This is a genomic window from Zobellia sp. B3R18 (assembly GCF_018860715.1).
GTDB lineage: Bacteria > Bacteroidota > Bacteroidia > Flavobacteriales > Flavobacteriaceae > Zobellia > Zobellia russellii.
This window is the reverse complement of record NZ_JAHKQG010000011.1, coordinates 851,501-878,498: the sequence shown is the minus strand read 5'-3', so window position 1 is coordinate 878,498 and position 26,998 is coordinate 851,501. Positions and strand designations below refer to the sequence as shown.

24 protein-coding genes are annotated in these 26,998 nt (G+C 39.1%); 12 read left to right on the top strand and 12 right to left on the bottom strand.

Annotated elements, in window-relative coordinates; genetic code table 11:
• Positions 1-5: 5 nt before the first annotated feature.
• The 4 genes from KO513_RS10190 to KO513_RS10175 all read left to right on the top strand — a co-directional run bounded on the left by KO513_RS10190 (position 6) and on the right by KO513_RS10175 (position 3,929).
• Positions 6-1,001 carry a sugar phosphate isomerase/epimerase family protein gene (locus tag KO513_RS10190; RefSeq protein ID WP_215436337.1) on the top strand — a complete coding sequence of 332 codons (996 nt, stop codon included), beginning with the start codon at positions 6-8 and terminating at the stop codon, positions 999-1,001.
• Positions 1,002-1,023: 22 nt separating this feature from the next.
• The gene (locus KO513_RS10185; RefSeq protein ID WP_215913298.1) at positions 1,024-1,467 is read left to right on the top strand and encodes a damage-inducible protein DinB; all 444 of its coding nucleotides are present in this window, start codon (positions 1,024-1,026) and stop codon (positions 1,465-1,467) included.
• An 11-nt stretch (positions 1,468-1,478) separates the two neighbouring features.
• The gene (locus tag KO513_RS10180; protein ID WP_215913297.1) at positions 1,479-2,705 is read left to right on the top strand and encodes an MFS transporter; all 1,227 of its coding nucleotides are present in this window, start codon (positions 1,479-1,481) and stop codon (positions 2,703-2,705) included.
• An 84-nt stretch (positions 2,706-2,789) separates the two neighbouring features.
• On the top strand, positions 2,790-3,929 hold the full coding sequence (locus KO513_RS10175) for a Gfo/Idh/MocA family protein (protein ID WP_215913296.1): 1,140 nt from the start codon (positions 2,790-2,792) through the stop codon (positions 3,927-3,929).
• A gap of 89 nt (positions 3,930-4,018) precedes the next feature.
• On the opposite strand, the gene KO513_RS10170 is transcribed toward KO513_RS10175, so the two are convergent.
• The 3 genes from KO513_RS10170 to KO513_RS10160 form a co-directional block, all read right to left on the bottom strand.
• Positions 4,019-7,231 carry a glycoside hydrolase family 2 TIM barrel-domain containing protein gene (locus tag KO513_RS10170; RefSeq protein WP_215913295.1) on the bottom strand — a complete coding sequence of 1,071 codons (3,213 nt, stop codon included), beginning with the start codon at positions 7,229-7,231 and terminating at the stop codon, positions 4,019-4,021.
• 130 nt (positions 7,232-7,361) lie between these two features.
• On the bottom strand, positions 7,362-7,826 hold the full coding sequence (locus tag KO513_RS10165; protein WP_215913294.1) for an ASCH domain-containing protein: 465 nt from the start codon (positions 7,824-7,826) through the stop codon (positions 7,362-7,364).
• 127 nt (positions 7,827-7,953) lie between these two features.
• The gene (locus KO513_RS10160) at positions 7,954-9,657 is read right to left on the bottom strand and encodes a GMC oxidoreductase (RefSeq protein ID WP_215913293.1); all 1,704 of its coding nucleotides are present in this window, start codon (positions 9,655-9,657) and stop codon (positions 7,954-7,956) included.
• A gap of 156 nt (positions 9,658-9,813) precedes the next feature.
• Here KO513_RS10160 and KO513_RS10155 point away from each other — a divergent pair, with 156 nt between their 5' ends.
• The 5 genes from KO513_RS10155 to nadD all read left to right on the top strand — a co-directional run bounded on the left by KO513_RS10155 (position 9,814) and on the right by nadD (position 13,969).
• Complete coding sequence (locus KO513_RS10155; protein WP_215436321.1) at positions 9,814-10,869, top strand: sugar phosphate isomerase/epimerase family protein; 1,056 nt, start codon at positions 9,814-9,816, stop codon at positions 10,867-10,869.
• 95 nt (positions 10,870-10,964) lie between these two features.
• Positions 10,965-11,720, top strand: a complete 756-nt coding sequence (locus KO513_RS10150) for a 3-keto-disaccharide hydrolase (RefSeq protein ID WP_215913292.1) — start codon at positions 10,965-10,967, stop codon at positions 11,718-11,720.
• Positions 11,721-11,883: 163 nt separating this feature from the next.
• A complete protein-coding gene (locus KO513_RS10145) occupies positions 11,884-12,741 on the top strand; it encodes a YicC/YloC family endoribonuclease (RefSeq protein WP_215436317.1) in 858 nt (285 codons plus the stop codon).
• A gap of 26 nt (positions 12,742-12,767) precedes the next feature.
• Positions 12,768-13,355 (top strand): guanylate kinase, encoded by a 588-nt coding sequence (gene gmk, locus KO513_RS10140; RefSeq protein ID WP_215913291.1) that lies wholly within the window; start codon positions 12,768-12,770, stop codon positions 13,353-13,355.
• A 29-nt stretch (positions 13,356-13,384) separates the two neighbouring features.
• Positions 13,385-13,969, top strand: coding sequence for a nicotinate (nicotinamide) nucleotide adenylyltransferase (gene nadD, locus KO513_RS10135; RefSeq protein ID WP_215913290.1), 585 nt, complete (start codon positions 13,385-13,387; stop codon positions 13,967-13,969).
• Between the two features lie 161 nt (positions 13,970-14,130).
• On the opposite strand, the gene KO513_RS10130 is transcribed toward nadD, so the two are convergent.
• The 3 genes from KO513_RS10130 to KO513_RS10120 all read right to left on the bottom strand — a co-directional run bounded on the left by KO513_RS10130 (position 14,131) and on the right by KO513_RS10120 (position 17,950).
• Entirely contained in the window at positions 14,131-14,529 is a 399-nt protein-coding gene (locus tag KO513_RS10130) for a hypothetical protein (protein WP_215913289.1), read from the bottom strand.
• Between the two features lie 108 nt (positions 14,530-14,637).
• Positions 14,638-15,582 (bottom strand): CAP domain-containing protein, encoded by a 945-nt coding sequence (locus tag KO513_RS10125; RefSeq protein WP_215913288.1) that lies wholly within the window; start codon positions 15,580-15,582, stop codon positions 14,638-14,640.
• Between the two features lie 118 nt (positions 15,583-15,700).
• Complete coding sequence (locus tag KO513_RS10120; protein ID WP_215436301.1) at positions 15,701-17,950, bottom strand: inorganic phosphate transporter; 2,250 nt, start codon at positions 17,948-17,950, stop codon at positions 15,701-15,703.
• 357 nt (positions 17,951-18,307) lie between these two features.
• On the opposite strand from KO513_RS10120, the gene KO513_RS10115 reads away from it, so the two are divergent.
• Positions 18,308-18,667, top strand: a complete 360-nt coding sequence (locus tag KO513_RS10115; protein ID WP_215913287.1) for a nicotinic acid mononucleotide adenyltransferase — start codon at positions 18,308-18,310, stop codon at positions 18,665-18,667.
• Between the two features lie 85 nt (positions 18,668-18,752).
• On the opposite strand, the gene KO513_RS10110 is transcribed toward KO513_RS10115, so the two are convergent.
• On the bottom strand, positions 18,753-19,142 hold the full coding sequence (locus KO513_RS10110) for a carboxypeptidase-like regulatory domain-containing protein (protein ID WP_215913286.1): 390 nt from the start codon (positions 19,140-19,142) through the stop codon (positions 18,753-18,755).
• Positions 19,143-19,303: 161 nt separating this feature from the next.
• Between KO513_RS10110 and KO513_RS10105 the strand changes: the two genes are divergently transcribed.
• Positions 19,304-20,647 (top strand): deoxyguanosinetriphosphate triphosphohydrolase, encoded by a 1,344-nt coding sequence (locus KO513_RS10105; protein WP_215913285.1) that lies wholly within the window; start codon positions 19,304-19,306, stop codon positions 20,645-20,647.
• Here KO513_RS10105 and KO513_RS10100 read toward each other — a convergent pair.
• Both KO513_RS10100 and KO513_RS10095 read right to left on the bottom strand, forming a co-directional pair.
• A complete protein-coding gene (locus KO513_RS10100; RefSeq protein ID WP_246560158.1) occupies positions 20,644-21,780 on the bottom strand; it encodes a DUF3078 domain-containing protein in 1,137 nt (378 codons plus the stop codon). The genes KO513_RS10105 and KO513_RS10100 overlap by 4 nt on opposite strands.
• Positions 21,773-23,548, bottom strand: coding sequence for a 1-deoxy-D-xylulose-5-phosphate synthase (locus KO513_RS10095; protein ID WP_215913284.1), 1,776 nt, complete (start codon positions 23,546-23,548; stop codon positions 21,773-21,775). Before KO513_RS10095 ends, KO513_RS10100 begins: the two co-directional genes overlap by 8 nt.
• 523 nt (positions 23,549-24,071) lie before the next feature.
• Here KO513_RS10095 and KO513_RS10090 point away from each other — a divergent pair.
• Positions 24,072-24,521: a nucleoside deaminase gene (locus tag KO513_RS10090; protein ID WP_215436287.1), complete on the top strand. Its 450-nt coding sequence runs from the start codon at positions 24,072-24,074 to the stop codon at positions 24,519-24,521.
• 68 nt (positions 24,522-24,589) lie between these two features.
• Here KO513_RS10090 and KO513_RS10085 read toward each other — a convergent pair whose 3' ends face one another.
• The 3 genes from KO513_RS10085 to KO513_RS10075 all read right to left on the bottom strand — a co-directional run bounded on the left by KO513_RS10085 (position 24,590) and on the right by KO513_RS10075 (position 26,945).
• A complete protein-coding gene (locus tag KO513_RS10085; RefSeq protein ID WP_215436285.1) occupies positions 24,590-24,784 on the bottom strand; it encodes a cold-shock protein in 195 nt (64 codons plus the stop codon).
• 86 nt (positions 24,785-24,870) lie between these two features.
• Complete coding sequence (locus tag KO513_RS10080; RefSeq protein WP_215913283.1) at positions 24,871-25,128, bottom strand: hypothetical protein; 258 nt, start codon at positions 25,126-25,128, stop codon at positions 24,871-24,873.
• A gap of 32 nt (positions 25,129-25,160) precedes the next feature.
• Positions 25,161-26,945: a chloride channel protein gene (locus KO513_RS10075; RefSeq protein WP_215913282.1), complete on the bottom strand. Its 1,785-nt coding sequence runs from the start codon at positions 26,943-26,945 to the stop codon at positions 25,161-25,163.
• Between the last annotated feature and the right edge of the window lie 53 nt (positions 26,946-26,998).

The following is a 26,998-nucleotide window of genomic DNA, read 5'->3' as shown; positions in this document are numbered from 1 at the left end:
ACATAATGAAAAGAAGAAACTTTATAAGGAATAGCTCTCAGGCCGGTTTGGCACTTTCAATTCTAGGTGTTGCCGCTTGTAAAGAGACTAAAAAAAGTGAAAAAGTTGGTGATGTAGCTCCTGAAACGGAAGAGACAATGGCAGAACCTTTCTTTAAATTGTCTTTGGCGCAATGGTCTATTCATAGAATGATAAAAGAGGATGGTGTAGATCCTTATACTTTTGCGGAAAAAGCAAAGAATTGGGGTTTTTCAGGTTTGGAATATGTTAGTCAATTATATAATCCTGAATTAGCGGATGCCGGTTATTCAGATGAGGCTATGGCCGCCTTTGTTGAAAAATCCAATGCAGAGGCTAAAAAACACGGAATGCAAAATGTCTTGATCATGATTGATGGTCAAGGAAACCTTGCCGTAAGTGATGAAAAAGAAAGAAACGAAACCGTAGAAAAACATAAAAAATGGGTAGATGCAGCAGCTGCAATGGGCTGCCATTCCATTCGGGTAAACCTTAACGGCAGCAGTGAGCCGGAGGAGTGGAAGAAAAACTCCATAGATGGCCTTACCAAACTGTCTACCTATGCCAAAACAAAGAACATTAATATTTTAGTAGAGAACCATGGTGGTCTGTCTTCTAACGGAGCCATGCATGCAGAGGTTATGAAAGCCGTGGCAATGGATAATTGCGGGACACTTCCTGATTTTGGAAACTTCTGTATTACACGCAAACAAGGAAGTCGCGATTGTGAGGTTATGTATGACAAATACAAGGGTGTAAAAGAATTAATGCCGTATGCCAAGGCGGTCAGTGCCAAAACGCATGATTTTGATGCCGATGGAAACGAAACCGACATAGACTATGTTAAAATGCTCCAAATGGTAAAGGACAATGGATATACCGGTTTTGTTGGTGTTGAGTACGAGGGCAGCATATTGAGCGAGGAAGAGGGTATCATAGCGACTAGAGAATTGCTATTGAATGCAGCAAAAGAAGTAAGTTAAATTTTAATAGATACCCGTTGCCGTGAAAGTATTTTTCAATCAACTATTCGACTATAATTTCTATTGCAACAAGAAAATAATAGAGGCCAGTACAGCACTTAATGTTGTTCCACAGAATAGTATTGCCCTGTTTTCGGATATTTTAAACATGCACCATATTTATAATGAGCGTATTGCCAAACGTGAGCCTAAATACACATTTGGTCAATTGCACGAAGTAAGTACATGGGGCGATATTCATTATGAAAACCAGCGGAACTCTTTTGATATTACTTCTGAAAGCGAAGATTTTGAGAAGCGCATAGACTATGAAGATAGTAAAGGTCAGTTACTGATCCATACCATGCAGGACATGCTTTTTCATATCATTAATGAGTCTACCCATTACAGGGCTCTAATAGACATGGACTTTAAAGCGAATGGGCTGGAGCCGCTCAGAACAAATTATATTACCTATAAACATTAGCGCAAATAGCCATGACGGTAAAGATCAAGACACAGCTTTCTATAATGATGTTTTTGGAATTCTTTATCTGGGGCGGTTGGTTCGTTACTCTGGGAATTTATCTTCCAAATACCTTAGGTTCAACAGGAAGTGAAATAGCATTGGCATATTCAACACAATCATGGGGCGCAATTTTGGCGCCCTTTATTATTGGTCTTATTGCCGATAGGTATTTTAATGCCGAACGTATTTTGGGAGCCCTCCATTTAATAGGTGCGGCGCTCATGTATGTAATGTATCAAGCCACGGATTTTTCCGGTTTTTTTCCGTTTCTATTGGCATACATGATCATATATATGTCAACTTTAGCTTTGGTAAATTCGGTTTCTTTTAATCAAATGAAAGATCCAGCTAAAGAGTTTTCTCTAGTACGTGTTTTTGGAACCGTTGGATGGATAACCGCTGGACTGCTGATAAGCTTTTTTAATTGGGACTCCCAAGAAGGCATAACCCAAGGTTTTTTAAGAAATACCTTTTTAATGGCTTCGGTTTCATCGGCTATATTGGGAATCTTTAGTTTTACATTGCCCAAAACTCCGCCCACGGCAGATAAATCGCAAAAAATAAAATTAGCCGATATTTTAGGCCTTGATGCATTGGCGCTTTTAAAGAACCGTAATTTCTTGATTTTCTTTCTGGCCTCGGTGCTAATTTGTATTCCCTTGGCCTTTTATTACCAACATGCAGGCCAGTTTTTAGGGGAAATAGGAGTGGCCAACCCGGCCGGAAAAATGACTATTGGACAAATTTCGGAAATTCTATTTCTATTGCTCTTGCCGTTCTTTTTTAAACGGTTCGGGTTTAAAATGACCATTGTGGCGGCTATGCTGGCATGGGGTTTAAGATATTTGATGTTCGCTTACGGAGATACCGGAGAATTGGTTTTTATGTTGTTGACCGGTATTGCTTTGCACGGTATATGCTATGATTTTTTCTTTGTTTCGGGCCAAATCTATACAGATAGTAAAGCTGGTGCAAAGTATAAAAGTGCAGCGCAAGGGTTAATTACTTTGGCTACTTATGGTGTGGGAATGCTCATTGGGTTTTGGGTGGCAGGTACCATTACCGATGCCTATGTATTAGAAGGCGGGCAACATGATTGGAGTACCATTTGGTTGTATCCATCAGCTTTTGCGTTTCTCGTGTTACTCCTGTTCGTCATTTTGTTCAAAAATGAAAAAATAGCTTATAAATCATAGTTATTTTATTAAATTCAAACTCTTAAAAAATAAGGAACACAAAAAGACCCTAACAAGGTTTTTACTAATTAAAAGGATTACAAAATGCCAAAAAAAATCAGACTCGGAATTTTAGGAGGAGGAGGAGACTCTTTAATAGGTGTACTACATCGTGTAGCATCGCATATAAATGATAACTATCAAATTGTAGGGGCTGTTTTTAACCCGGATTTTGATCAGAATATGGCTTTCGCCAAAGAAATAGATGTGCCTACAGATCGTATCTATAAAGATTTTGATACGATGGTGGAAGAAGAAATGAAGTTGCCAAAAGATGAACGTATTCAGGTATGTTCCGTTCTTACCCCAAACTTTCTTCACTTTCCAATGGCATTAAAATTGTTGGAAAACGGTTTTAGTGTTATTTGCGAGAAACCAATGACTACTACATTGGAAGAAGCTAAAAAACTACAGGCCGCACATGAAAAGGCAGGTACTGTTTTTGCTTTAACTCACACATATACCGGTTACCCAATGGTGCGCCAAATGCGTGAAATGATAAAGAACGGAGAACTAGGCCGAATTCATAAAGTTGATGCGGTTTATTATCAAGGGTGGATCAATGAAATTATCCATGATCAGGAAAAACGTTCATCAGTTTGGCGTTTGGATCCTAAAAAAGCGGGAATCAGTTCTTGTATCGGAGATATAGGTGTGCATGCTTTTAATATGGTAGAATATACCACAGGTCTAAAGATCAAGTCTATTTTGAGCGATTTCAACTATCTGTATGAAGACAACCAGATGGATGTAGATGGAACGGTGCTTATTAGAATGAGCGATCATGTTAAAGGTGTGATTAGAAGTAGCCAAGTTGCTACAGGTGAGGAAAACGGTCTTGGGATTGCCATTTATGGTGAAAAAGGAGCTTTCAGATGGGAGCAGGAGAATCCTAACTACCTTTACGTAATGAGCGATACCAAACCTACTCAAGTGTACAAACCTGGACACGCTTACAATAGTGAGCTTTCTTTAGGTGGAACCAAACTTCCTCCAGGACACCCAGAAGGTATTTTTGATTCTATGGCTAATATCTACCTTGGTGTGGCAAAAGCTATTAGAGGAGAGCAATATGACAGCGGTGAGTATCCAACAATGACCGATGGTGTTCGTGGTATGAACTTCATTGAAGCAACAGTTGAATCCAATAAAAACGGAAATACTTGGGTAGAATTAGAGGACTAGTCTTTCTAAAGTACCTATAAAACAAAACCCCCGAAAGTATTTTACTTTCGGGGGGTTTTATTGTTAATCGATTTGGTTCATACTAACTCTTATTTCACCGGTTGTATCATAAAACTAAAGGATAGATTGCCCGGTTTAATTTGATATGCTTCATGCGGTAAAAGCCCCCAGCTGTTGTCGCCTCCAACGCCCATTTGGCTATAATCAATATTGATGTTGATGAGGTCTCTTTGAGGAATATCATAGGTGTGACGCTGTTGCTTTTCCATGCCTTCGTCAAAGTCGGAATTATATTGGTTGTGGGCACTAAACCCAAACAGTTTTGATGCCGAAACTTCAATTCCTTTGCCTTCCGCATTTAAAAATGATACGGTACGGATATCGGTTCGGTAACCGTTTTCTTGTGGGCGTATGTATTCAAAATACAAGTCCTTCACCTTTGCATGATACACACCAACCAGTGCCGAAGTTTTTCGGTCTTGGTAATTTTCATGCGGGCCTCTACCGTACCAGCTCACATTGTCATAGGCTGGGTCTATAATAAAGTTGTTGCCAAAACGGGGCACGATGGGCAAACTGCCCTTAATATTTGAAAGGTCCGTACTCACTAGAATCTCTCCCTTGTTGTTGATTGCATAGGTCACCGTGGCTTCACCTTGTACGGAAGGTAAACTGTAAGTGGCCGTAAGCTGTAAATCGTTTTTGATTTTGAACGGGTTCTTACTCAATTTTACGGCGTCTATAACTTTCTTTCCATCATTGGAATTAAGTTGAAAGCTAGTTAAGTTTTGCGTTACCGTAGCCTCTTTCCATACCTGCAATAATTTTGGCATGTTGTAGCCATAGTCATTATCGGTTGGTGCTCGCCAGAAGTTTACGCTCGGTCCGTTTTTGATTAAATTTCCTTGGCCGTAATCGAGTGTGGTCAAGCTACCGTCGGTACTATTAAAGCCCACTTCAAATCCATCACCTTTAATTTTTACGGTGCCGTCTATATTGGTAACCGAAAGTCCACTGGTTTCCATTTCAAAAACGCTTGGGGTGTAATTGGTAAGTTGAAATTGTTCATAGGCCAACATATAATCTTGGGGTATAAGGGCATCTGCATTTTTAGTAGATGCATAAACATTCAAGAAATATTCGGCTTTATCATCGGTCAATTCCGGTAGGGTAATCTGAACTTCTTTAGATTCGTAAGGAATTATGGCAATATCAGGAATGGTTCCGGCCTGTACCTCAATACCGTCTTTGAACAATTTCCATGTAAAATTATATTCTGAAAGGTTAGTAAAATCATACTTGTTGGTAATGGTGATTTTACCTGATTTAGGATCCTCAGATTTAAACTTAATATATTGGTATACCTTTTTTACTTCGTGTAGAGCCGGGTGTGCAGAACGGTCAGGATTTACCAATCCGTTTAGGCAAAAATTATTGTCGTTTTGAAGATGCGATGCGCCAAAATCGCCTCCAAAGGCATAAAATTCTACGCCGTCTTCATTTTTGGTTTTTAGGCCTTGATCTACCCAATCCCAAATAAAACCACCTTGTAACACATCATACTTTTCAATAACATCCCAGTAATCCTGAAGGTTGCCAACACTGTTTCCCATGGCATGTGCATACTCACATTGAATAAGGGGTCTTTTTGGGTTGTTTTCCGCATATTTAATGGTTTGCTCAATAGTTGCGTACATGGGCGCCTGAATGTCTGTATTGGCGTATTGAGTGGCGCCTTCATATTGTACTGGGCGCGTATTATCCTGATTTTTGAGCCAGTCATAAGTGGCGAAGAAATTTTCTCCGTTACCCGCTTCATTACCTAAAGACCAAGTAACAATAGAAGTGTAGTTTTTATCACGTTCGTACATACGCTTTGTGCGGTCTAAATGCATGGCTTTCCACTCCGGTCTGTAAGCTGGGTGAATTTTCTTGGCCTCTTCATCATTATCAAGACCTTGGTTGGTAGTGCCCATACCGTGAATCTCAATATTTACTTCATCAACCACATAGAAACCATATTTGTCCGCCATGCGGTAGAAGAACTCATTTTTAGGATAATGACTGCAACGTATGGCGTTTAAGTTGTTGCGCTTCATTACCTCCATATCTTTAAGGGTTACCTCCCTACTGATAACATGACCCGTGTTTTCATCATGGTCATGAAGGTTGGCACCTTTAATAAGTACAGGTTGGCCGTTGACCAAGAACTGATTGTTCTTAATTTCAATTTTTCTAAAGCCTATTTTTGAACTTACGGCTTCGGTCACTTCTCCTTTTCTATTTTTAAGAGCGAAAAGCAAAGTATAAAGGTTCGGTTTTTCGGCATTCCAGGTTTTTATGTTTTCCATGTTTTTTTCAAAGTTTACCTCGGATGACTTTCCACTGAAAACCACATCTTTCTCTTCAGAATAAAGTTCCTTGTAGCCGTCCAAAAGTTGCACGGTAACTTTATAGCCTTTGGCTTTTTTGGCTGTATTTTCAAGTTCAAGATTCACTTTTAAAAGACCGTCCTTATAATTATTCTGCAAGTCGGCAATAGCGCGGTAGTCTTTAATGGTGGTTGCTTTGGTGGCATAGAGATAAACATCCCGGTCAATACCGCTCAGACGCCAAAAGTCTTGGTCCTCCATATAGCTGGCATCGGACCAGCGTAAAACTTGTACGGCCAAGGTGTTCTTTCCGGGCTGTATATATTTGGTAATATTGAATTCGGCTGGGGTTTTACTGCCTTCGCTGTACCCCACTTTTTGTCCGTTTACCCAAACATACATGGCGCCACTAACGCCTCCAAAATGTAAATAGATATTCTTCCCGTTCCAGTCCTCCGAAATGTCAAAATCACGCTTATAACTTCCTACGGGGTTTTGATCATGGGGAATAAAAGGAGGATTCTTTGGGAATGGATATACAATATTAGTGTAGATAGGGGTTCCGTGTCCTTCAAGCTCCCAATTGGACGGTACGGGAATGGTGCTCCATGCGGAAGTGTCAAAACCTGCGTCTTGAAAATTCAGAGGTCGTGATGTTACATTATCGGCATAATTAAAAAGCCAATCTCCATTTAAGGATGCATAGAAAGAGGAGTTTTCCCAACTGTCATTTTTTAATGCATTTTGGGTGGTTTCGTATCGATAAAAAGAAGCTGTAGGTGCTTCACGATTAATTTGAAATATTTCAGGATTTTCCCATTCCGGATTCTCCCATTTTGGAGCTTGACCTTGTACGGAAATACACAGAAATAAAGTAAATAAAGAAAGAGTTAAGCCTAACAGAGACTTTTTTGGCGTTGAGATGCGCATAGTTGAGTTTGTTTACATTGATGTCGTACAAGGTAAACAAACTTTAGAATAAACCAGTGTCAAGTAATATAATATAGAATAGGCCCAATAACGGCCTATTTTATGGAAAAGTAAATTTAGATAATGGAATTTACCGATCAAAAACCTTTTCGAACTCTTGACAGACAATAATCATGCTTTCGTTGGGCTTGCGGTTAAAGGCGGCCAATTCCTTAGTGTAATAGTCCCAATGCACTTTTTTCCAGTAGGCCAAGCTCTTATCGCCCTCGCCTTCTAAACGGGCATACGCTTCATCAATACTAAAATACGGTCTTAGTTTTACGGCCGTGGTTCTAACAATGCATTGAGCTTCCCCTTCCCAGTCCGTAACAATCATAAAATCACCAATCTTTGGCAGAGGTTCCTTAAGATATTGTAATCCCAATAAGCTGGGAGATGTGGCACGTTTGATGCCTTTTTTTACCAAAGCGGCGCATTCGTTGGCGTCCAATTCGTTATTACAAAAGTGAACTACTTTGGGAGCGTCTACAAAAGCATGTTCTAGGTGCTTATCTAAATAATCTCCCCATAAATTTCGGGCTGAAGCGTTTTCCATATAGTTATTGCGGTTAGCTAATTCTTCACGCTATACGTGAGAAACATAGTTCAACAAGATACGAACGACTAAACAATTTTAGTGATATTTTAGAATATCAGGTTGATTTATCGGTCGTTATACATCATTATGAAAATTTTCCGGCTTTAAATTGTTCTGCGGCGTGGTTGGCCGCCCTTGCAGTAAATGCCATATAGGTCAACGAAGGATTAACACAACTAGATGATGACATAAAAGCGCCATCCGTAACGTATACATTAGGCACGGTATGAACTTGATTGTTTTTATTGATAATAGAAGTTTTAGCACTGTGCCCCATACGTGCACCACCCATCTCATGGATGCCTAAACCGGGACCGGTGGTTTCATCATAAGATTGAACATCCTTAAAGCCAGCTGCTTCAAACATTTTTACAATCTCTTTTTTAATGTCTTCACGCATGTTGTACTCGTTTTCTTTAAACTCAACATCAAAATCTAATTGAGGGAGGCCCCATTTATCTTTTTTAGTTTCGCTCAAGGTTACTCTGTTGTCATCATAGGGCAAGAACTCCCCAAAACCGGTAACCCCAATTTGCCAGTGACCTGGTTTTAAAATAGATTCCTTAAGTTCTTTGCCATAACTCATTTCTGCAATGGAAGCTGACCAATCCTCCCTACTGGCGCCACCTTGATAGCCAAAACCACGCAAGTATCCTTCGCGTTTGGTCTTTTCGTTTAGGTTAACAAATCTAGGAATGTAAAAACCGTTAGGTCTTCTACCTTGATAATATTTGTCTAAATGTCCGTCTACGTTAGCAGAGGCTCCCAGTTTATAATGATGGTCCATAATACCACGACCAAGTGCATCGGAGTCATTACCCAGGCCGTTGGGAAACCGTTTGCTTTTAGATTGTAAAAGAATACCAACAGATGCCATTGCGGACGCGCAAAGGAAAATCACTTTTGCTTTAAACTCCATTTTTTCGTTGGTTTCGGCATCAATAATCTTAACCCCGGTGGCTTTTTTGGTAGTATCATCATAAACCACTTCGTAAACAATAGAATTGGGTCTTAAGGTCATATTCCCGGTACGTTCTGCGGCAGGTAGTGTAGAGGAGTTGCTGCTAAAGTACCCGCCAAAAGGGCAACCTCTCCAGCATCTGTTCCTATTTTGACAAGTTCCCCTGCCTTCAAAATCGGCTTCAGGATCGGTAATATGCGCGGCGCGGCCTATGGTTATCAAACGGCCATCTTCAAATTTCTCAGCAACGGAAGCTTTAAAATCTTCCTCAACACAGTTTAAGTCCATTTTAGGCTGAAAAATACCATCAGGTAAATGCGGAAGTCCTAAATTTTCACCGCTAACCCCAATATACTTTTCAACTTTGTCATACCAAGGGGCAATATCCTTATAACGTACAGGCCAGTCAACACCAATACCTTCTTTTTTATTCGCTTCAAAATCAAGATCGCTCCAGCGGTAACTTTGTTTGCCCCAAGTCAAGGATCGGCCACCTACTTGGTAACCTCTGATCCAATCAAAACGTTTGGTCTCTACGTAAGGGTGATCAAGGTCGTTCACAAAAAAGTGCTTAACATCTTCTTTGGGGGCCCAACCTACTCTAGATTGTACATGGTATTTTTCTTTGTCTTCTTTGGAAAGTTCTCCTTTTAGTGGGTAGTCCCAAGGATCATCGTTCATAGTAGGGTAATCTACTACGTGCCGTACCATAGGGCCCCGTTCAAGTACCAAGGTTTTTAATCCGTTCTCACATAATTCCTTAGCGGCCCATCCGCCACTAATTCCGGTGCCGACAACAATAGCGTCGAATATTTCTTCTTTATTCACGGTCTTATTTCTTGTATTAAACGTGTTGTATTCCCTATATTTATAACTTCTCTAGAAGATGACATTTTGAGATGTTTACGAATTTAAATATAGGGTTTTTCTTTATAGGGAATTTAAAAAAAAGGAAGCCCAATACTAAAGACAAATAATAACAGCATGAAAACAATTAAAGGACCTGGCGTTTTTTTAGCGCAATTTGTAGACAATAAAGCTCCGTTCAATACGCTGGACGGTATGTGTAAATGGGCTGCAGATTTAGGTTACAAAGGAATTCAGATTCCTACTTGGGAGAGTTTTTTAATAGATTTGGATAAAGCTGCCGAAAGTCAAGATTATTGCGATGAGCTTAAAGGAAAAGTAAACTCATACGGTCTAGAAATCACGGAACTTTCCACTCACCTTCAGGGGCAATTGGTAGCGGTTCATCCCGCGTACGACCTCATGTTTGATAATTTTGCACCCGATGCTGTAAAGAATAACCCAAAAGCACGTACGGAGTGGGCGGTAGATGTAGTTAAAAAGGCGGCAACGGCAAGTAGAAGATTGGGACTTAACGCGCATGCTACTTTTTCAGGGGCCTTACTTTGGCATACATGGCACCCATGGCCACAAAGACCAGCAGGTCTTGTAGAAATGGGCTTTGAAGAATTGGCTAAGAGATGGATGCCGATTTTAAATCATTTTGATGAGCAAGGTGTAGATGTTTGTTACGAAATTCACCCTGGTGAAGATTTACATGATGGCGATACTTTTGAGCGTTTTCTTGCTGCAACAGGCAACCATAAGCGCGTAAATATTCTTTATGATCCAAGTCACTTTGTTTTACAACAATTAGATTATATAGAATACATAGACCACTATCATGAATTTATAAAGTCATTTCATGTTAAGGATTCTGAATTTAACCCAACCGGTAAGAAAGGTGCCTTTGGGGGGTATAATGACTGGGGCGATCGTGCCGGTAGATACCGTTCTTTGGGTGATGGTCAAATCGATTTTAAAACCATTTTCTCCAAACTTACGCAATATGGCTGCGATGTTTGGGCGGTAATGGAATGGGAGTGTTGTATTAAGAGCCCTGAGCAAGGTGCTCGCGAAGGAGCAATTTTTATCCAAGACCATATTATTGAGGCAACGGAGAAAACTTTTGATGATTTTGCAGGTGCTGCAGTAGACAAAGAAATGCTTAGAAAAATATTAGGTACTTCATAATTGAAGGAACCCATTAAGCTATAAATAATATAAAACGATTCTCTTGTTGAAAAGGCCAGGGAATCGTTTTTGTTTAATACTAAAAACAAAGACTCATGAAAAATTTACTATTAATCGTTTGTATGGCGACTGTTGTTTTCGGTTGCAAGGATAAAGCTGAGAAAACCCAGAAAGAAATGGAATCTGAGCGTATAGCCGAAGCGGAAGCGGAGAAACCACCGAAAGAATGGACCCTTCTCTTTGACGGTTCTTCTTTTGATGGTTGGAAAGAGTATAATAAAGAAGGTGTTTCCGAGAACTGGAAGATAGAAGACGGGGCCATGGTTTTTTATCCTCCTGCGGACAGAAAAAAAGGAGATGCATTTAACCTTGTTACAGAAAAGGAGTATACAGATTTTATTCTTTCGTTGGAATGGAAAATTTCAGAAGGAGGTAATAGCGGGGTGTTTTGGGGCGTAAACGAAACCCCTGAATTATCCGAAGCTTACCAAACGGGTCCGGAGGTGCAGGTTTTGGATAACGAAAAACATCCAGATGCCAAAAATGGCACTACTCATCAAGCAGGGTCGTTGTACGATATGGTGGCACCCTCAGAAGATGTTACCAAACCTATTGGGGAATGGAATACCATGGTAATTACGGTAAACCATAAAGAGCAAAAAGGTAGCATTTCCTTAAACGGAACCAATATTGTAGATTTTCCTGTTGGTAATGAAATGTGGAATGTTATGGTGTCCAAATCCAAATTTGCAGATTGGGACCATTTTGGAAAATTCACTACTGGCAAGATTGGTTTGCAAGACCATGGAGATAAGGTCGCTTTTAAAAATATAAAGATTAAGGAGCTTTAGGTTTTAAATAACTTAAACAGCGAGGTTTTATATAAAACTGCTCAAATGGCCCCATCTCATATTTTGAGATGGGGCCATCATTGAATTATAGGTCTAGTTTATGTGTTACAGGGACTTCTACTTTCTGTATTTACGTTATATTTGCCAAAATTCATAGCAATTTATGATTCAGTCCATGACCGGTTTCGGTAAGCACGTTATTCAGCTACCGACAAAAAAGATTACCGTAGAGCTCAAATCCCTAAACAGTAAAAGTCTTGATTTAAATGCACGTATGCCATCGGCCTATCGTGAAAAGGAACTAGAACTACGTAAGACCATTGCAAGTTCTTTAATGCGTGGCAAGGTAGATTTTGGACTGTATTTGGAGCTTACCAGTGGCGAAACTTCCACAGAGGTAAACGAGCTGGCCGTAAAGAATTATATGCAGCAACTAAAGGCCATTGCAGACGGTGATGACATAAAGTTGCTAGACATGGCCCTGAGAATGCCAGATTCATTAAAGACTGCCCGTGAGGATATTGATGAGACCGAATATGAGTCCATAAAACTTGCGCTTCAAGAGGCCTTAAAAGAAATAAATAACTTTCGTTCTGAGGAAGGGGAGGTTCTTGAAAAGGATTTTATAGAACGAATTCAAAACTTACAATCCTTACTTGATCAGGTAAAAGCTATGGATCCAGACCGTCAGTCCGATGTGCGGGAGCGTTTGAACAAGGCCGTTCTTGATTTGAAAACAGAATTGGATGCCAATAGGTTTGAGCAAGAATTGATTTACTATTTGGAAAAATATGATATCACGGAAGAAAAAGTACGTTTGGCAAATCACCTTGAATATTTTGCTAGCACTTTAAAATCAGAAGATTCCAATGGTAAAAAGCTTGGTTTCATTGCTCAAGAAATTGGTCGTGAAATCAATACGATCGGTTCTAAGGCCAATTATGCCCCAATGCAACAGTTGGTGGTTCAGATGAAAGATGAACTTGAAAAGATAAAGGAGCAGATGCTCAATGTTCTCTAACGTACCCATACAAATTAAGTGAACTCATGAAAGGCGGTAAACTAATTATATTTTCGGCACCCTCTGGAAGCGGTAAGACAACCATAGTGCGGCATCTTTTAAAGCAAGAGGAACTTAACCTTGCATTTTCGGTATCGGCTACCTCAAGACCCAGAAGGGCCAAGGAAAAAAACAAGGAGCATTATTACTTCATGTCTATTTCTGAGTTTAAGAATCATATAAAGCAGGATGATTTTTTGGAGTGGGAAGAAGTGTACCGGGATAATTTCTACGGAACCTTAAAAACGGAAATAGAACGACTATGGGCCGAAGGAAAGAATGTTATTTTTGATATTGATGTAGCAGGTGGCTTGCGGATTAAACGAAAATTTCCGGATAAGACCTTGGCCGTTTTTGTAAAACCACCAAGTGTTGACGAGTTAAAAATAAGACTTAAAAAGCGGAGTACCGAAAGTGAGGATAAAATCAATATGCGTATCGCTAAAGCTTCCGTAGAACTGGCAACAGCTCCACAGTTTGATAAGATTATAAAGAATTATGATTTGGATACGGCCTTAAAGGAGGCTTATGATCTTGTAGCGGATTTCGTAGAAGTTGAAACTAAAGAATCGTAGATAGGCAACCCAGATTAGTTTTATAGCTCATGAAAAAGGTAGGTCTCTATTTTGGTACTTTCAACCCTGTACACATAGGGCATATGATTATCGCTAACCATATGGTGGAATTCTCCAATCTGGATGAGGTTTGGTTCGTGGTAACTCCACAGAGTCCGTTCAAGACTAAAAAAACCTTATTAGCGGATAACCATAGATACCAAATGGTTTATGAAGCAACAAAGGATTATCCTAAGCTAAAACCAAGTAAAATTGAATTTGGGCTTCCACAACCCAACTATACAGTTAACACCTTGGTTCACCTACGTGAGAAATACGGAACTGATCATGAGTTTGCGTTAATTATGGGTGAGGATAATTTAAAAGGACTTCATAAATGGAAAAATTATGAGGTAATTTTAAGCGATTACAACCTTTACGTCTACCCAAGAATTTCAGAAGGTGAAATTGAACATCAGTTTAAGGGACATGCTAAAATTCATAAGGTAAACGCTCCAATTATGGAAATCTCCTCTACTTTCATCCGCAAAAACCATAAAGAGGGAAAAAATATTCGTCCGTTGTTACCTAACAGCGTTTGGAAGTATATGGATGAGATGAATTTTTATCGATAAAATCAACGCTGCAGTATTTTTTGGTATAATATTGATGTCTACTTTCAGACGTAAGAACCGTTCAAAAAGGGGATAGCAGAAACGTTTGCTATTAAATGATAAATCGATAAGAGTTGTGTAGTAGGTAAAATTAGGAACGAAAAGAGTGATTCTGTTTTGTTTTATATTTGTTGACCGGCCCATTCATAAGCATCTTCGAGCCTATGAAAAACACCAATTGGTTTTTTAATGAACATTTTTTCTAGGGTTGCAATCATACGACGGTATTTATTGTCCGATACAATTGCCATACCCATTAGGTTAGGAAACATGTCTACTATGTCCTTATAACCCATGGGGTCCATTGAGTATGAGTTTTTTCTATTGGAGATGTATACGAATGGAGTAGATGTGCCGTATACCCGCTTTAAAACCTCAATAGGACCCAGCGAATTTTCTCTGGTTACATGCACGCCTTCAGCAAACTCACCGACTAAAAAATTAGGAAAGAACCAAAATTTGGCAAAACCAAAATCGTGCTCTTCCAATAGTTTATGCTCTAGTGGTAATGATGTCTCCATAGCGTATCTATGAGGTTAAGATACAATTTTAACTTACGAAAACGAACAGGTTGTTATAAAATAAACAAAATGTAACAGCTATTTGGTTTTTAAGGGTAAAGTACGTTTCTACCGATTTGGGTCAAAAATAGTTACATCATATTGAAATTCTTGTGGTTCTGAGTCAATTAGAACATTTTTGATGGTTATGCTGTATGTTCTATCTTCTGTAGGGTTGTTATCAATTTCTGGTACCCAAACTATGGTATTATCTCCATAAATACCCGTAAGTTCTTCTATTTGAACCGGAATTGAATTTCCATTAGCGGCCCTCATTTCAATTTTGGTATCCGAAAAATCGGCATTAGCAATGGAGAATGACCATCTGGAGTAGACGAGATTAGCTGGCAGGTAACCTTCTGGTGGCCAAGCAATGAAATCGGGTGCGTCCTCAGGAACATTACCCGGGTTTCCTAATACCCAAATAGCATTATACCGACTAGTATTTCCTATGCCTATTTCTTGTAATCTTGGCCATAGTAACCATCTTCTGTGTCCAACAGGGTAGTTTTCATTGCCTTGATCACGAATATAGGAGTCTATTGATGCAGAGTTTTTTGTGGAAGTCAGTAAGGCATTCGCCGCAGCCTCTTTTCCTTCGTTTGTAAAGCAGTTCCAAGATTCAGGTGGAAAGTGGTTTAAAGTGCCATTAGCGTGCATCATAAGTGCTGCTTGCTGAGATTTTTCGCTCTTAGAGATGCGCTCTTCTATGGTGTTGTTTAAACCAGCTGCTTTGCGGAAATACTGTAACCGCATTAAGATTTTTGCTTTTGTAGATTCCGGAACGGTTCCAGGGTCACAAGTTTGCTCGTCTCCGGTCCATGAAACATCTGAAGTAGTATTGCTAGAAGCTAAGTAATAGTCTTCATATAGTTTCTTGGCTTCTGCCCTTGCATTAACATCCAATTTGGTCGTTAATTCTTCTTCTTGTATGGTATCTGTGTCTTCTTTGCTACAGGATAGGAATAGGGAAATACTACATAACGTTGGTATGATATAATTCTTGAAACGCATTAGATAAAGATTTGGGTATCTTTTTACTAACGGTTAAATCTGTGGAAAGGTATTTTTTTTCGATGAAGTGACAACGGAACTAGTGCCGTATTTAACTAGGCAATAGCTTTATAGCGCATTAAACTTTAGTATTGGCGTGTTGGTCGTAGGTTTCCAAAAGATTCATGGTTGCCACTAAAAGGTCTTTGGTTTCTAACAATAGACTAAAGTAGAGGGCCGTGTTCTTAGGGCTAGATTCATCACTTCGTGTACGCTCTACCTGCTTGTGAATTTTCATATCCACTTTTGCGAATAGCTCTTGTTTGTGAATAATTAGCTCGGTGAGTTTTAAGAAATCCTTCGTTTCAAAAATAGTCTCGATTTCTTTAAAGAGTTCATCTAGATAACCGTCGGTTTCTTTTAAATCCTTGATTTGGTTGAACCTTAGTTTTTTATGATTGTTGTGTACATGCTTATGTCCAGCTTTAGCTATATATTCTAAGGACTGGGTCATGTCTTGCAAATAGCTCAGTATGGAAATATAGAAGTTACTAGTGCTAACACTGGATTCGTCTAGATTTTTAATAAAGTAGAAAATATTGTCCCGTAGGTCTTCTACTTCTTTATCAAACTTGCTTATACCTTTTTTACTTCTCTTAAGTGTTTCTATATCGTGCTTGGCCAGGCCATCAATACTTTGTGTATATATTTTGTTGGCTCTTCTTATGGCTAGGGAGATGTTAGCGGCACTTTCATCAATAACACCAATGATAGAGTTGCTTTCTGCTCTTTCAAGCTTTTGCTCTAGCTTGGTTTCTTTCATTTTTTTGGTGTGCGAAAGGTAATTTTTTCCGATTAGGAAAAAGGCAACGATCAATAGGGCACCAATGGCCCAAATACCTCCTAAATGAATGATATATGCAATAAGAGCAGCAGCTGTAAATGCGCTTATGGCCGTAAAAAACCATCCACCTATAACATTAAGTACTCCGGCTACACGGTAAACGGCACTTTCCGCACCCCAAGCCCTATCTGCCAAAGAACTTCCCATAGCAACCATAAATGTTACGTACGTGGTAGATAACGGAAGCTTCATGGAAGTAGCCAAAGAAATAAGTACACTGGCAACCATTAGGTTAACCGAAGCACGAACCAAATCGAATGCAGGTAAATCCTGTACACGGCTTTTTGGCACGTATACGTAAGGTTTTTCAAAACGCGTGTCCATTTTTTTCAAAAGGGAGTCGGGAATAAGACCTGCTATATTTTCAGATGCCGATATGGTTAATTTTACAATCTGTCTGGATAGAAAATTAGGTTGAAAGCGCTCATCACCTTCGTCTTGTCTAGATAAGTCTACGCTGGTTTTAACCACATTCTTTGCTTTGGAGGAAAACCATAGGGTTACCACCATTATCATACCGGACAATAGTAATAGGTATTGTGGTGTTTGTACGGCAGAGGCTAATCCCTCCATAGTGTATTTATCCGCGTCTATACCTGATGCACTCCATGTAGTGTAGGATTCCATAGCGGCCAAAGGCACGCCAATAAAGTTTACCAAATCATTACCGGCAAAGGCCATGGCCAATGCAAATGTTCCCATTACGATAACTATGGTGTATACATTAATTTTAGTTAGTGTTGAAATCATCCAAGAAACTAAGGTCCACACCACAAAATTGCTCAAAATGAACAAGAACTGTTTGTTGGCGATCATATCTAGTACCTCTGGACTAAAAACAGAAGCACTTTTAAGACCTTTTACAAGGATAAAATAGATGATAGATGTTAGTGCAAACCCTCCAAAAATAGCACCTACCCATTTTGGCTTTTCTTGAAACTTGAAAGATATTAGAAGTCGGGAAACAAATTGAACCAAAGCTCCAATACTAAATGCGATAATTACTGAAAGGAGAATGCCAAGAATAATTTCAGTGGCTTTATCTGTGTTTATGTACGTCCATAAGTCGGACACTCCACCTTCGTCACCCATGATTTTTACCAAAGAAATGGCTACGGCGGCTCCTAAAAGTTCAAAAACTATGGAAACCGTTGTGGAAGTGGGCATTCCCAGGGTATTGAAGAAATCCAATAATAGGATGTCGGTTATCATTACCGCCATGAAAATGATCATGATTTCGGCAAAAACAAAGTGCTCAGGATTGAAAATACCCTTTCTGGCAACCTCCATCATACCGCTAGATGATATGGCTCCAAAAGCAATACCAACGCTCGCCACGATCATGACGGTCCGGAATGAAACAGCTTTAGACCCTATAGCGGAGTTCAAAAAGTTAACAGCATCGTTACTTACCCCAACTACCAAATCGGTAATGGCAAGTACTGCCAATGCAATAATCATAAAAAGGTAAAGGTTCTCGCCCATCAAAAATAAAATGTGCACAAAAATGCTACTATAATTTATTAATTGCGTTAAAATAAGGTTATGAAGTAACTTTCTGTATCATGACCAATTCAGTAACTTAATTAAATACAAGAATTTGAGCCGTTATAAACGTAAGACGACCAAGCGTCGTATTTATCGGGTAAATTAGTGTATTTAGGGCAGTTTGGGACTGGAAAATTGTAATAAGATGAAATTTAATTGTGGTATTTAGGCAATATTTTACAAACTACATCGTTTTCAATGTAAATTTAATGTTAAGTAATAGTGTTTTTAACGTAAATTTATTTATCTTTGAAATAACAAACAGGTACAGAATCATATTTAAAATCAACACACATGAAAAATTCAATTATACTTTTAGCCCTTTCATTAACAATGACAATAGGGTATGCCCAAAAAGAAAAGGAAGTAAAATTAAACAAGGAGACAAACTTGGTTGAAGCTACTTATTTTCATGATAATGGAGAAGTGAGCCAAAAAGGAACTTTTGACCTTGCAGGTAAATTACACGGTCAATGGATCAGCTTTGATGAAATGGGTGAGAAAGTGTCCAAAGGAAATTACAATAAAGGTGTTAGAACCGGAAAGTGGTATTTTTATAATGATGGGACTGTAAAGGAGGTGGAGTTTGATAATAACGTTATTGCTAATGTTATTAATAAGGAGAAAAAATCTGCCGTCGTTTCTAAGGACTAATGCAATTATTGTATAAGAAAAAAGGGAGTTTTCACTTAGTGAAAACTCCCTTTTTTGTTTTAACGATATGATCGGTTAAAATGTGTTACTTTATACTGGTTAATGCAGTTTCTTGGTTTTGCAATGTGCCGTTATCCGTAAACGATACGTCAGATAGGCTTAAGGTTTTTGCCTGTAATCCTTGCGTTACTTCAACTGTATTGTGAGCGGTTACTTCAACCGGAATTTCATGACTTTCATATCCCAAAAAAGTTACTTTAAGAATATAGTTTCCTGGTTCTACATTTGATATTTCAAAATTGCCCCTAAAATTGGTCTGCGTCTTAAATTTAGTATCCTTGATTTGAACGTCCGCAAACAAAAGAGGTTCGTTATTCATTTCCATGTCATAAATAGTACCTCTAATTGCTCCTTCCTCTTGAGCGAAAAGGTTTAGAGTGCATATAAATGCCAGAAAAAATAGTGTCGTTTTCATTGGTTCTTATTTTCTTGGCAAAGAAAACCGTGATGTGTTAAGTTATGGTTACGTGAAGTTTAAGTGTTGATTTCCTTAAGGTTAAATAATGAGGTGTTCTTATGGCCTTAAAACGATACTAAAATTGAAAAAATGTAACTTGCGAGACTTAAAGAACTGTTATGAATTGGGAAAATTTATTGTCTCTTAAGCGTCAAGGAGATACACACAAAAGGTTGCGGAAAGAGCAAGATGAAACGCGATTAGGATTTGAGGTAGATTACGACCGCATCATTTTTTCCAGTGCTTTTAGAAGCTTACAGGACAAGACACAAGTTATACCCCTTTCAAAGACAGATTTTGTACATACCCGCTTAACACATAGTTTAGAGGTTTCTGTGGTTGGTAGAAGTTTAGGCCGTATTGCGGGGAAGAAAATCCTGGAAAAACATCCCTTCTTAAGTGAAACCTATGGTTATAGGTTTAATGATTTTGGGGCTATAGTTGCGGCAGCGGCTTTGGCCCATGATATTGGTAACCCACCTTTTGGACATAGTGGAGAAAAGGCTATAGGTGAATATTTTATTACGGGCAATGGCCAAAAATACCAATCGGTTCTAACTGAAAAGGAGTTTCAGGATATAGTTGATTTTGAGGGAAATGCCAATGGCTTTCGTTTGTTGTCACAATCTAGGGAAGGTGTTACTGGAGGTTTGCGATTAAGTTATGCCACCCTTGGGGCTTTTATGAAGTACCCCAAAGAGTCACTTCCTAAAAAGCCAACCAAACATATTGCCGATAAAAAATTCGGGTTTTTTCAAACGGAAAAGGAGGCTTTTAAAGAAATAGCGCATGATTTGGGTTTGATACAGACTAGAGACGGAGAAGATATTTCGTTTTCTAGACACCCCTTAACTTTCTTGGTAGAGGCTGCGGATGATATTTGCTATACAATAATAGACTTTGAGGATGGTATTAACCTAGGGCTTATATCTGAAGATTATGCTTTGGAATACCTCATAAAACTGGTAAAAAATTCAATAAATACCAAAAAGTATAATTCTCTAAAGTATAAGGAAGATAGGTTAAGTTACTTACGAGCGCTGGCTATTAATACATTAATAAGTGATGCTATTTCTGTATTTATAGAAAATGAAGATAAAATACTGAACGGTAGTTTTGATAGTAGTCTTCTGGACCAAAGCGCATTTAAAGCCCAGATTGAGGATATCATTTCTTTAAGTGTGGAAAAAATATATCGTTCTCAGGAGGTGATAGAGAAAGAGATTGCGGGTTATAAGATTATTTCGGACATTTTGGATGTATACATAAATGCCCTTATTCGAAAAAAGGAGAACAAGGCGTCTAATTATGATACGCTAATGCTCAAGACGCTTCCTGAGTTTTATAGGGATACGGACAGTTCTATCTACCATATACTTTTGAATACTTGCTGTTATGTAGCTAGCTTATCGGACAGTGCCGCAGTGCATATCCACAATAAAATTATGGGAAAACAACTTTAAAAGGCATAGGAAACCCCAACACCAAGAAGCTGTTTAAACTGTATTTTGGGTCGGCCTGCATCGGTAATAGTTCCGTTGGCATCCTTTACTTCATCAAAAAGGATATCATCATCATAAATAACCTGAGTACCTATGGTGGTTACAACGTATTTATTGACCTTAAGGTCAAAATTAAGCTCCCAGTCCACATCAATATTTCCAAACTTTTGGAGGTAATCCGTGTACAAGCTCAACCGGTGTTTCAACACCATATTTTTAAATACTTCCTTTTCCAATTGGTTGGTAACCAAGAATCCAAATTCCAAAAATATCTTCTCGCCCTTTTCAATGACATTGCCATCTGCATCCAAAACCGCTTTCTTAACACCAAAAGCACCTTTATTCGCTAATTCTTCGTCCAAAACAAATGTTGCTTTTTGGGTGATAGGCGAGATGTACAGGTTAAACTTTTGGTCTTTGGTAATATATGACGTACCAGCACCTAAAAATGAGTAACCTGGTGCCATAAATCGTGAAATAGGAGATGATCTGTCCGGATATTTATAACCGTTTGAAAATTGAGTGTTGAAGTTGGCTTTCGCCGAATAATACCAATTACTAATTGTGTCTCGCTGAAGTCCGAAAGTAGAACTAAAACGAATAGCATCGTCCGTTTTTCTTAGTTTTTGCTCATCTTGAATGTTGAGGCCGTAACGCATCTCCATATAATTGTCCCATTGAATGTACCGAAACTTATAATTACGTTCAAAACGGGCGTTTCCAAGGGCAGATATGGAATTGTTACCCCCTGCGTTCCAGTTAACAAAGGCAACTTCACTAAAATTGGCACCTAGTTTATTTACTTTGGTCCAGAAGGAGGGCACTCTAAATCTGTTAGGTTTTTCATTAAGAGCCTTGGTACGTTTAAAGGAAATAACGGGATTCATTAAATCTACGCTCCGAGGAACGAATTTTATCTTGTCCTGTGTTTTTCTTATCACTACGGTATCAACAATAACCGTGTCAACAACCATAGAATCAATTTCCATTTCGCGGCCTGGAGGCAACGAATCTTGGGTTTGACCAAAAATAGAGGTAATACACACGCTAAATAAAAGAATACATAAGAACGGTGTGGCTGGGGAGTTATTCATTTAATAGCATTTTTATATGTTCTGTTAAACTTATGGGGTCAATTTTAGCTTGTTGGTGCAACTGTTCTACGGTTCCGTGCTCAATAAAGGTATCGCCAATGCCTAGAATATGAATTTTATTTTTATAACCTAATTCGTTAGCAAGTTCTAGGATTGCGGATCCAAAACCACCCATTTTAGAGCCATCTTCAACCGTGATGATGTGTTTATAGAGTTTAAATATATTTATAAGTAAATCTTTATCCAACGGTTTAACAAATCGCATATCTACCTGGCCAATTTTTTCATGCTCCGCAATATCGTTTATGACGTCTGCAACCGTATTGCCAATAGGCCCCAAGGTTAATACTACCAGTTCCGACCCGGTTTTTAGTTCTCTTGCCTTACCAATTTCTATTTTTTCAAAAGGCGTCCTCCATTTTTCTTGTACCCCTTTTCCACGAGGATACCTGATCGCTATGGAGTGCTCTAAGCCCAATTGGGCGGTGTACATTATATTACGAAGTTCACTCTCGTTCATTGGTGCAAAAATATACAGATTGGGAATGCACCTCAAATAAGCAATATCATAAACACCATGATGAGTAGCTCCATCCTGCCCGACCATGCCGGCCCTGTCCAAGCAAAATACAACAGGAAGATCTTGTATGGCTACATCATGTATAACTTGGTCGTAAGCCCTTTGTAAAAAGGTGGAATAAATGGTGCAGAATGGAATAAGCCCTTCTGAAGCCATGCCTGCTGATAGGGTTACGGCATGTTGTTCCGCGATGCCCACATCAAAAGCCCTATCCGGTAGTTGCTCCATCATATATTTTAGGGAGCTTCCTGTTGGCATAGCAGGGGTTATGCCCACAATATTTTTATTCTTTAGCGCCAGTTCTACCAATGTATGGCCAAATACATCCTGATACTTTGCAGGTTCGTTGGCCAAGACCGGTTTTTTGTATAGCTCCCCTGTAAGCTTGTTAAATTTACCGGGAGCATGGTAAGTTACCTGGTTCTCCTCGGCTTTTTTTAAGCCTTTTCCCTTGGTGGTTATGACATGTAATAATTTTGGTCCGGACACCAATTTTAAATGATTTAGTTCATCGATCAATGCCTCCGTATTATGCCCGTCTAACGGACCGGTATAATGAAAGTTGAGACATTCAAATATGTTTTCGTCCTTCGCCGTACCCTTTTTTACATTGGTCAAATACTTTTTAAGGGCACCAACACTTGGGTCTATACCAATGGCATTGTCATTAAGTATTACCAATACATTGGAATTTGTAGAACCAAGATGGTTCAATGCCTCAAAAGCCATGCCACTTGCTATGGACGCATCACCAATTACGGCAATATGCTGTCTGCCATTTTTATTGTGGAGTTGCGCGGCCATGGCCATGCCTAGAATTGCTGAAATTGATGTAGAACTGTGTCCTGTGCCAAAAGCATCATATTCGCTTTCGGAACGTTTTGGGAATCCACTTATTCCGCCTAATTGCCGATTGGAGTGAAAAATCTCTTTCCTGCCCGTTAATATTTTATGTCCATAGGCTTGGTGGCCCACGTCCCAAATAAGTTTGTCATCTGGCGTATTGAAGACATAATGTAGAGCAATGGTGAGCTCAACTACCCCTAAGCTTGCTCCTAAATGTCCTTCTTTGGTAGCCACAATATCAATTATAAACTCCCTTAATTCTTGGGCAAGTTGGGGAAGTTGGTCCAATGCCAACTTGCGCAAATCTTCGGGGTAGGTAATATGGCTTAAAAGTGATTCCAAACTAGCGATGTAAGTTGCAAAAATAGGTGTTTAGCAGTGCTAAGACAATTCTTTTTGGCACTTCAAAAAAAATCAACAAAAAAATCTTATCTTGTTGAGACCTAACCATTACCAACCAATTTATGCTTTCCCTTTACAAGGTGAGTAATCCTTTGTATAATAGTACGCAATCTAATTTTAAGCCAATTACGGTAGTACTTCTTCAAGGAAACTCACAAAGTTCCGTAGTCTGGAAAAACCAATTATCATCTGATTTGTTCGGTTCTATGCATCTAGCAGCAATGGATTTGCCAGGGCACGGAAATTCTCCTGAACCAGTCTTTGACACATTAGTATGGGTACTAAAAAGTATTAAATTTTCTTTCAAGCTTCATTTTTCTTTGATGAAAATTAATCAATAGTTTTTTTTCGGTCTCGTCCTTTTCGGGGGAGCTGGGCGGGACCATTTTTATAACTTCAAAATTTCATTGTTATAAGGGTTGTGCTAAAAATGGTATTTTTGGCATCAATTAAACTTTAGTACATGTTGCAACCCTTTGATGATACCTATTATATGAAAAAAGCGCTTCAAGAGGCAGAGGCGGCTTATGAAAAAGGGGAGGTGCCCATAGGGGCCGTTATTGTAATTCAAGATCGGGTGATTGCCAGGGCCCATAACCTCACGGAACAATTAAATGACGTTACCGCTCATGCAGAAATGCAGGCCATTACCGCGGCGGCTAATTTTTTAGGGGGCAAGTACCTGCAGAACTGTACGCTTTATGTAACCTTGGAACCTTGCCAGATGTGTGCGGGAGCCCTATACTGGAGTCAAATATCTAAAATAGTATATGCGGCCAAAGACCCTCAGAGAGGTTGTGGTGTAATGGGAACTAAACTCCACCCAAAGACAGAAATAGTGGGCGGACTCCTAGAGGAAGAAGCAAGCAATCTGTTAAAACGCTTTTTTGTTGAAAGAAGAAACCTGAATTAGAATTCCAATTTGTTTTGGGCATAAAAAAACCCTGAACTTCGTCAGGGTTGAATGTCATAGCTTATATATTAGCCTACAACTTGAACCTGTGCGGCTACAATGCCTTTCCGGCCTTCTTCTTCTGCGTATTCTACTTTATCACCTTCATTAAGAATTGTACCGTTCAATGCGGTAGCATGTACAAAAATGTCCTTTCCCGTCTCGTCGTTTGTAATAAATCCATAGCCCTTGGATTCATTGAAAAATTTTACTGTGCCAATCATGATAAATTAAAATTAGTTGATAATAGTTTCCAACTAAATTATAAATTTTTTAATTAGGCGAAGTTAAAATGAACTAATATTTCCAATTAACCGTCTTGATTATCAGTCTTTTCGGGTTTATTTGCTCTCATTTTTTTGATGTTCTCCTCGGTTAGCATATAGTCTTTCATTTTTTTGCCTTTGCTATATGTAAACAGGAATAGGGGCATTGCAACAAGAAAAAGACCAAGGGTGCCAGAGCCAATATATTTGTGGCTCAGCGCAATATTTTCCTCTTGAATGTTGAAGCCGTAAATAATGGCGGCAAAACACCCTAAAGTAATTATGGATATAAGGTATTTCATAGTAACGGTAAAATTACAAAACCTTTTAGACCTTATCTTGTAAAATTGATGAGTTCTCTACGGTAGGCGGTTAAAAGTTTGGATTTTGAAACAAACCCAATGTACTTTCCGTCTTTTATCACCGGAAGGTTCCATGCACCACTGTTCTGAAACTTTTGCATTACTTTCTGCATGCTGTCCTTTCCATGAAAAATGTGCTCTGGGGCATTGTGCATAAAGGTTTCTACCTTGGTAGTCCCGTACAGGGAAGTATCGAACATAAATTCTCTAATATCGTCCAACAGAACAATTCCCACAAGAGATTGGTTTTTATCAATGACCGGAAAAATATTCCTAGCGGATTTTGCAACGGATTTGTGTAACATGTCTCCCAAAGTCATATCTGGATTTACGGTCTTAAAGTCTTTTTCAATTACATCATCTAGCTTCATCAGCGTTAATACTGATTGGTCTTTATTGTGCGTCAGCAAATCTCCGCTTTGGGCCAGTTCCCTGGTATAAATAGTGTAGTCAATAAAGTTCTTGGTAATGAGATACGATATGGATGCGGTTATCATCAAGGGAACAAAAAGTTCATATCCGCCGGTAATTTCGGCTATCAAGAATATTGCCGTTAACGGGGCATGAAGTACTCCGGATATAAGACCGGCCATTCCAATTAAGGTGAAGTTACTTTCGGAAACGGAAAAACCTAACCCGGAATGATTTATAATTTTGGCCATAACATTGCCCAATGCACTGCCCATAACCATGGTAGGAATGAAAATTCCACCAGCGCCACCTGCCGCTAAAGTAGTGGTCATGGCTACTGCTTTAAAAATAGTAATACCGAATAATAGTGCAATAACCACCCAAATATTCTGTGTGTACTTGTCAAAGGGAGTTTTGCCTAGTGCTTTTATATGGTCTCCATGCAAAAGGTCGTTAATAAAACTGAAGCCTTCCCCATAGAGCGGTGGTATTAAATACAACATGATTCCTATGGCCAGACCGCCAACAAGAAGCTTGTATTTTGGGGTTTTTAATCTGGCAAATAGTTTTTGTATGCCAAAGTACATTCGTGTAAAATATATCGATGCAAATGCAGTGCCTATTCCCAATGCAATGTAAAAGAGAGTGTCCTTTACCTCAAAATTCTGAGTTAACGTAAAGTTGAAAAGCACTTCATTGCCCAGAAAGAAATAGGAGGTAAGAACTCCGGAAATTGAGGCCAATAAAAGCGGAAGCATAGAAAGCATGGTAAAGTCCAAACTAAAGACTTCAACTGCAAAAATAATGGCTGCAATAGGCGATTGAAATATAGAGGCAATGGCTCCGGCCGAAGCACAGGCAATCAGAAGAGACCGGGTCTTGGCATTAATATGAAAGAAACGCCCAAGGTTAGAGCTTATAGCGGCACCAGAAGCTACCGCCGGGCCTAATAGCCCCGTAGAGCCACCAAAACCAATAGTAAGCGGTGCGGCAATTAATTGGGTGTAAATATGCTTAGGCTTTATAACTCCTTTTTTCTTGGAAAGCGAGAAAAGAATGGAGGAAACGGCATGTTGTAATTGTTCCTTATGTATGTATTTTACATAGAGATATACCAAGGTCAGCCCAATTATGGGCAAGATAAAATAAAGTCCGTTGTTAGAGATAAAAATCCCACGTTCCAAGGAGACTTCTATAAAATAGACAATGTTCTTTAGGGTAACCGATGCCAAACCGGCCAAAAGACCAACCAGAACGCTCATGATGTGCGTAAAGGTTTTGTTGGAGATATTTTTATATCGCCACTTTAAAAGTCGGGTAGATAGTCTTTTTAGTTTGGTGGGCATTAGAAAGGTTTGCTACCTAAAAGTATTAAAAAAATCCCGCCTATTAGCGGGAT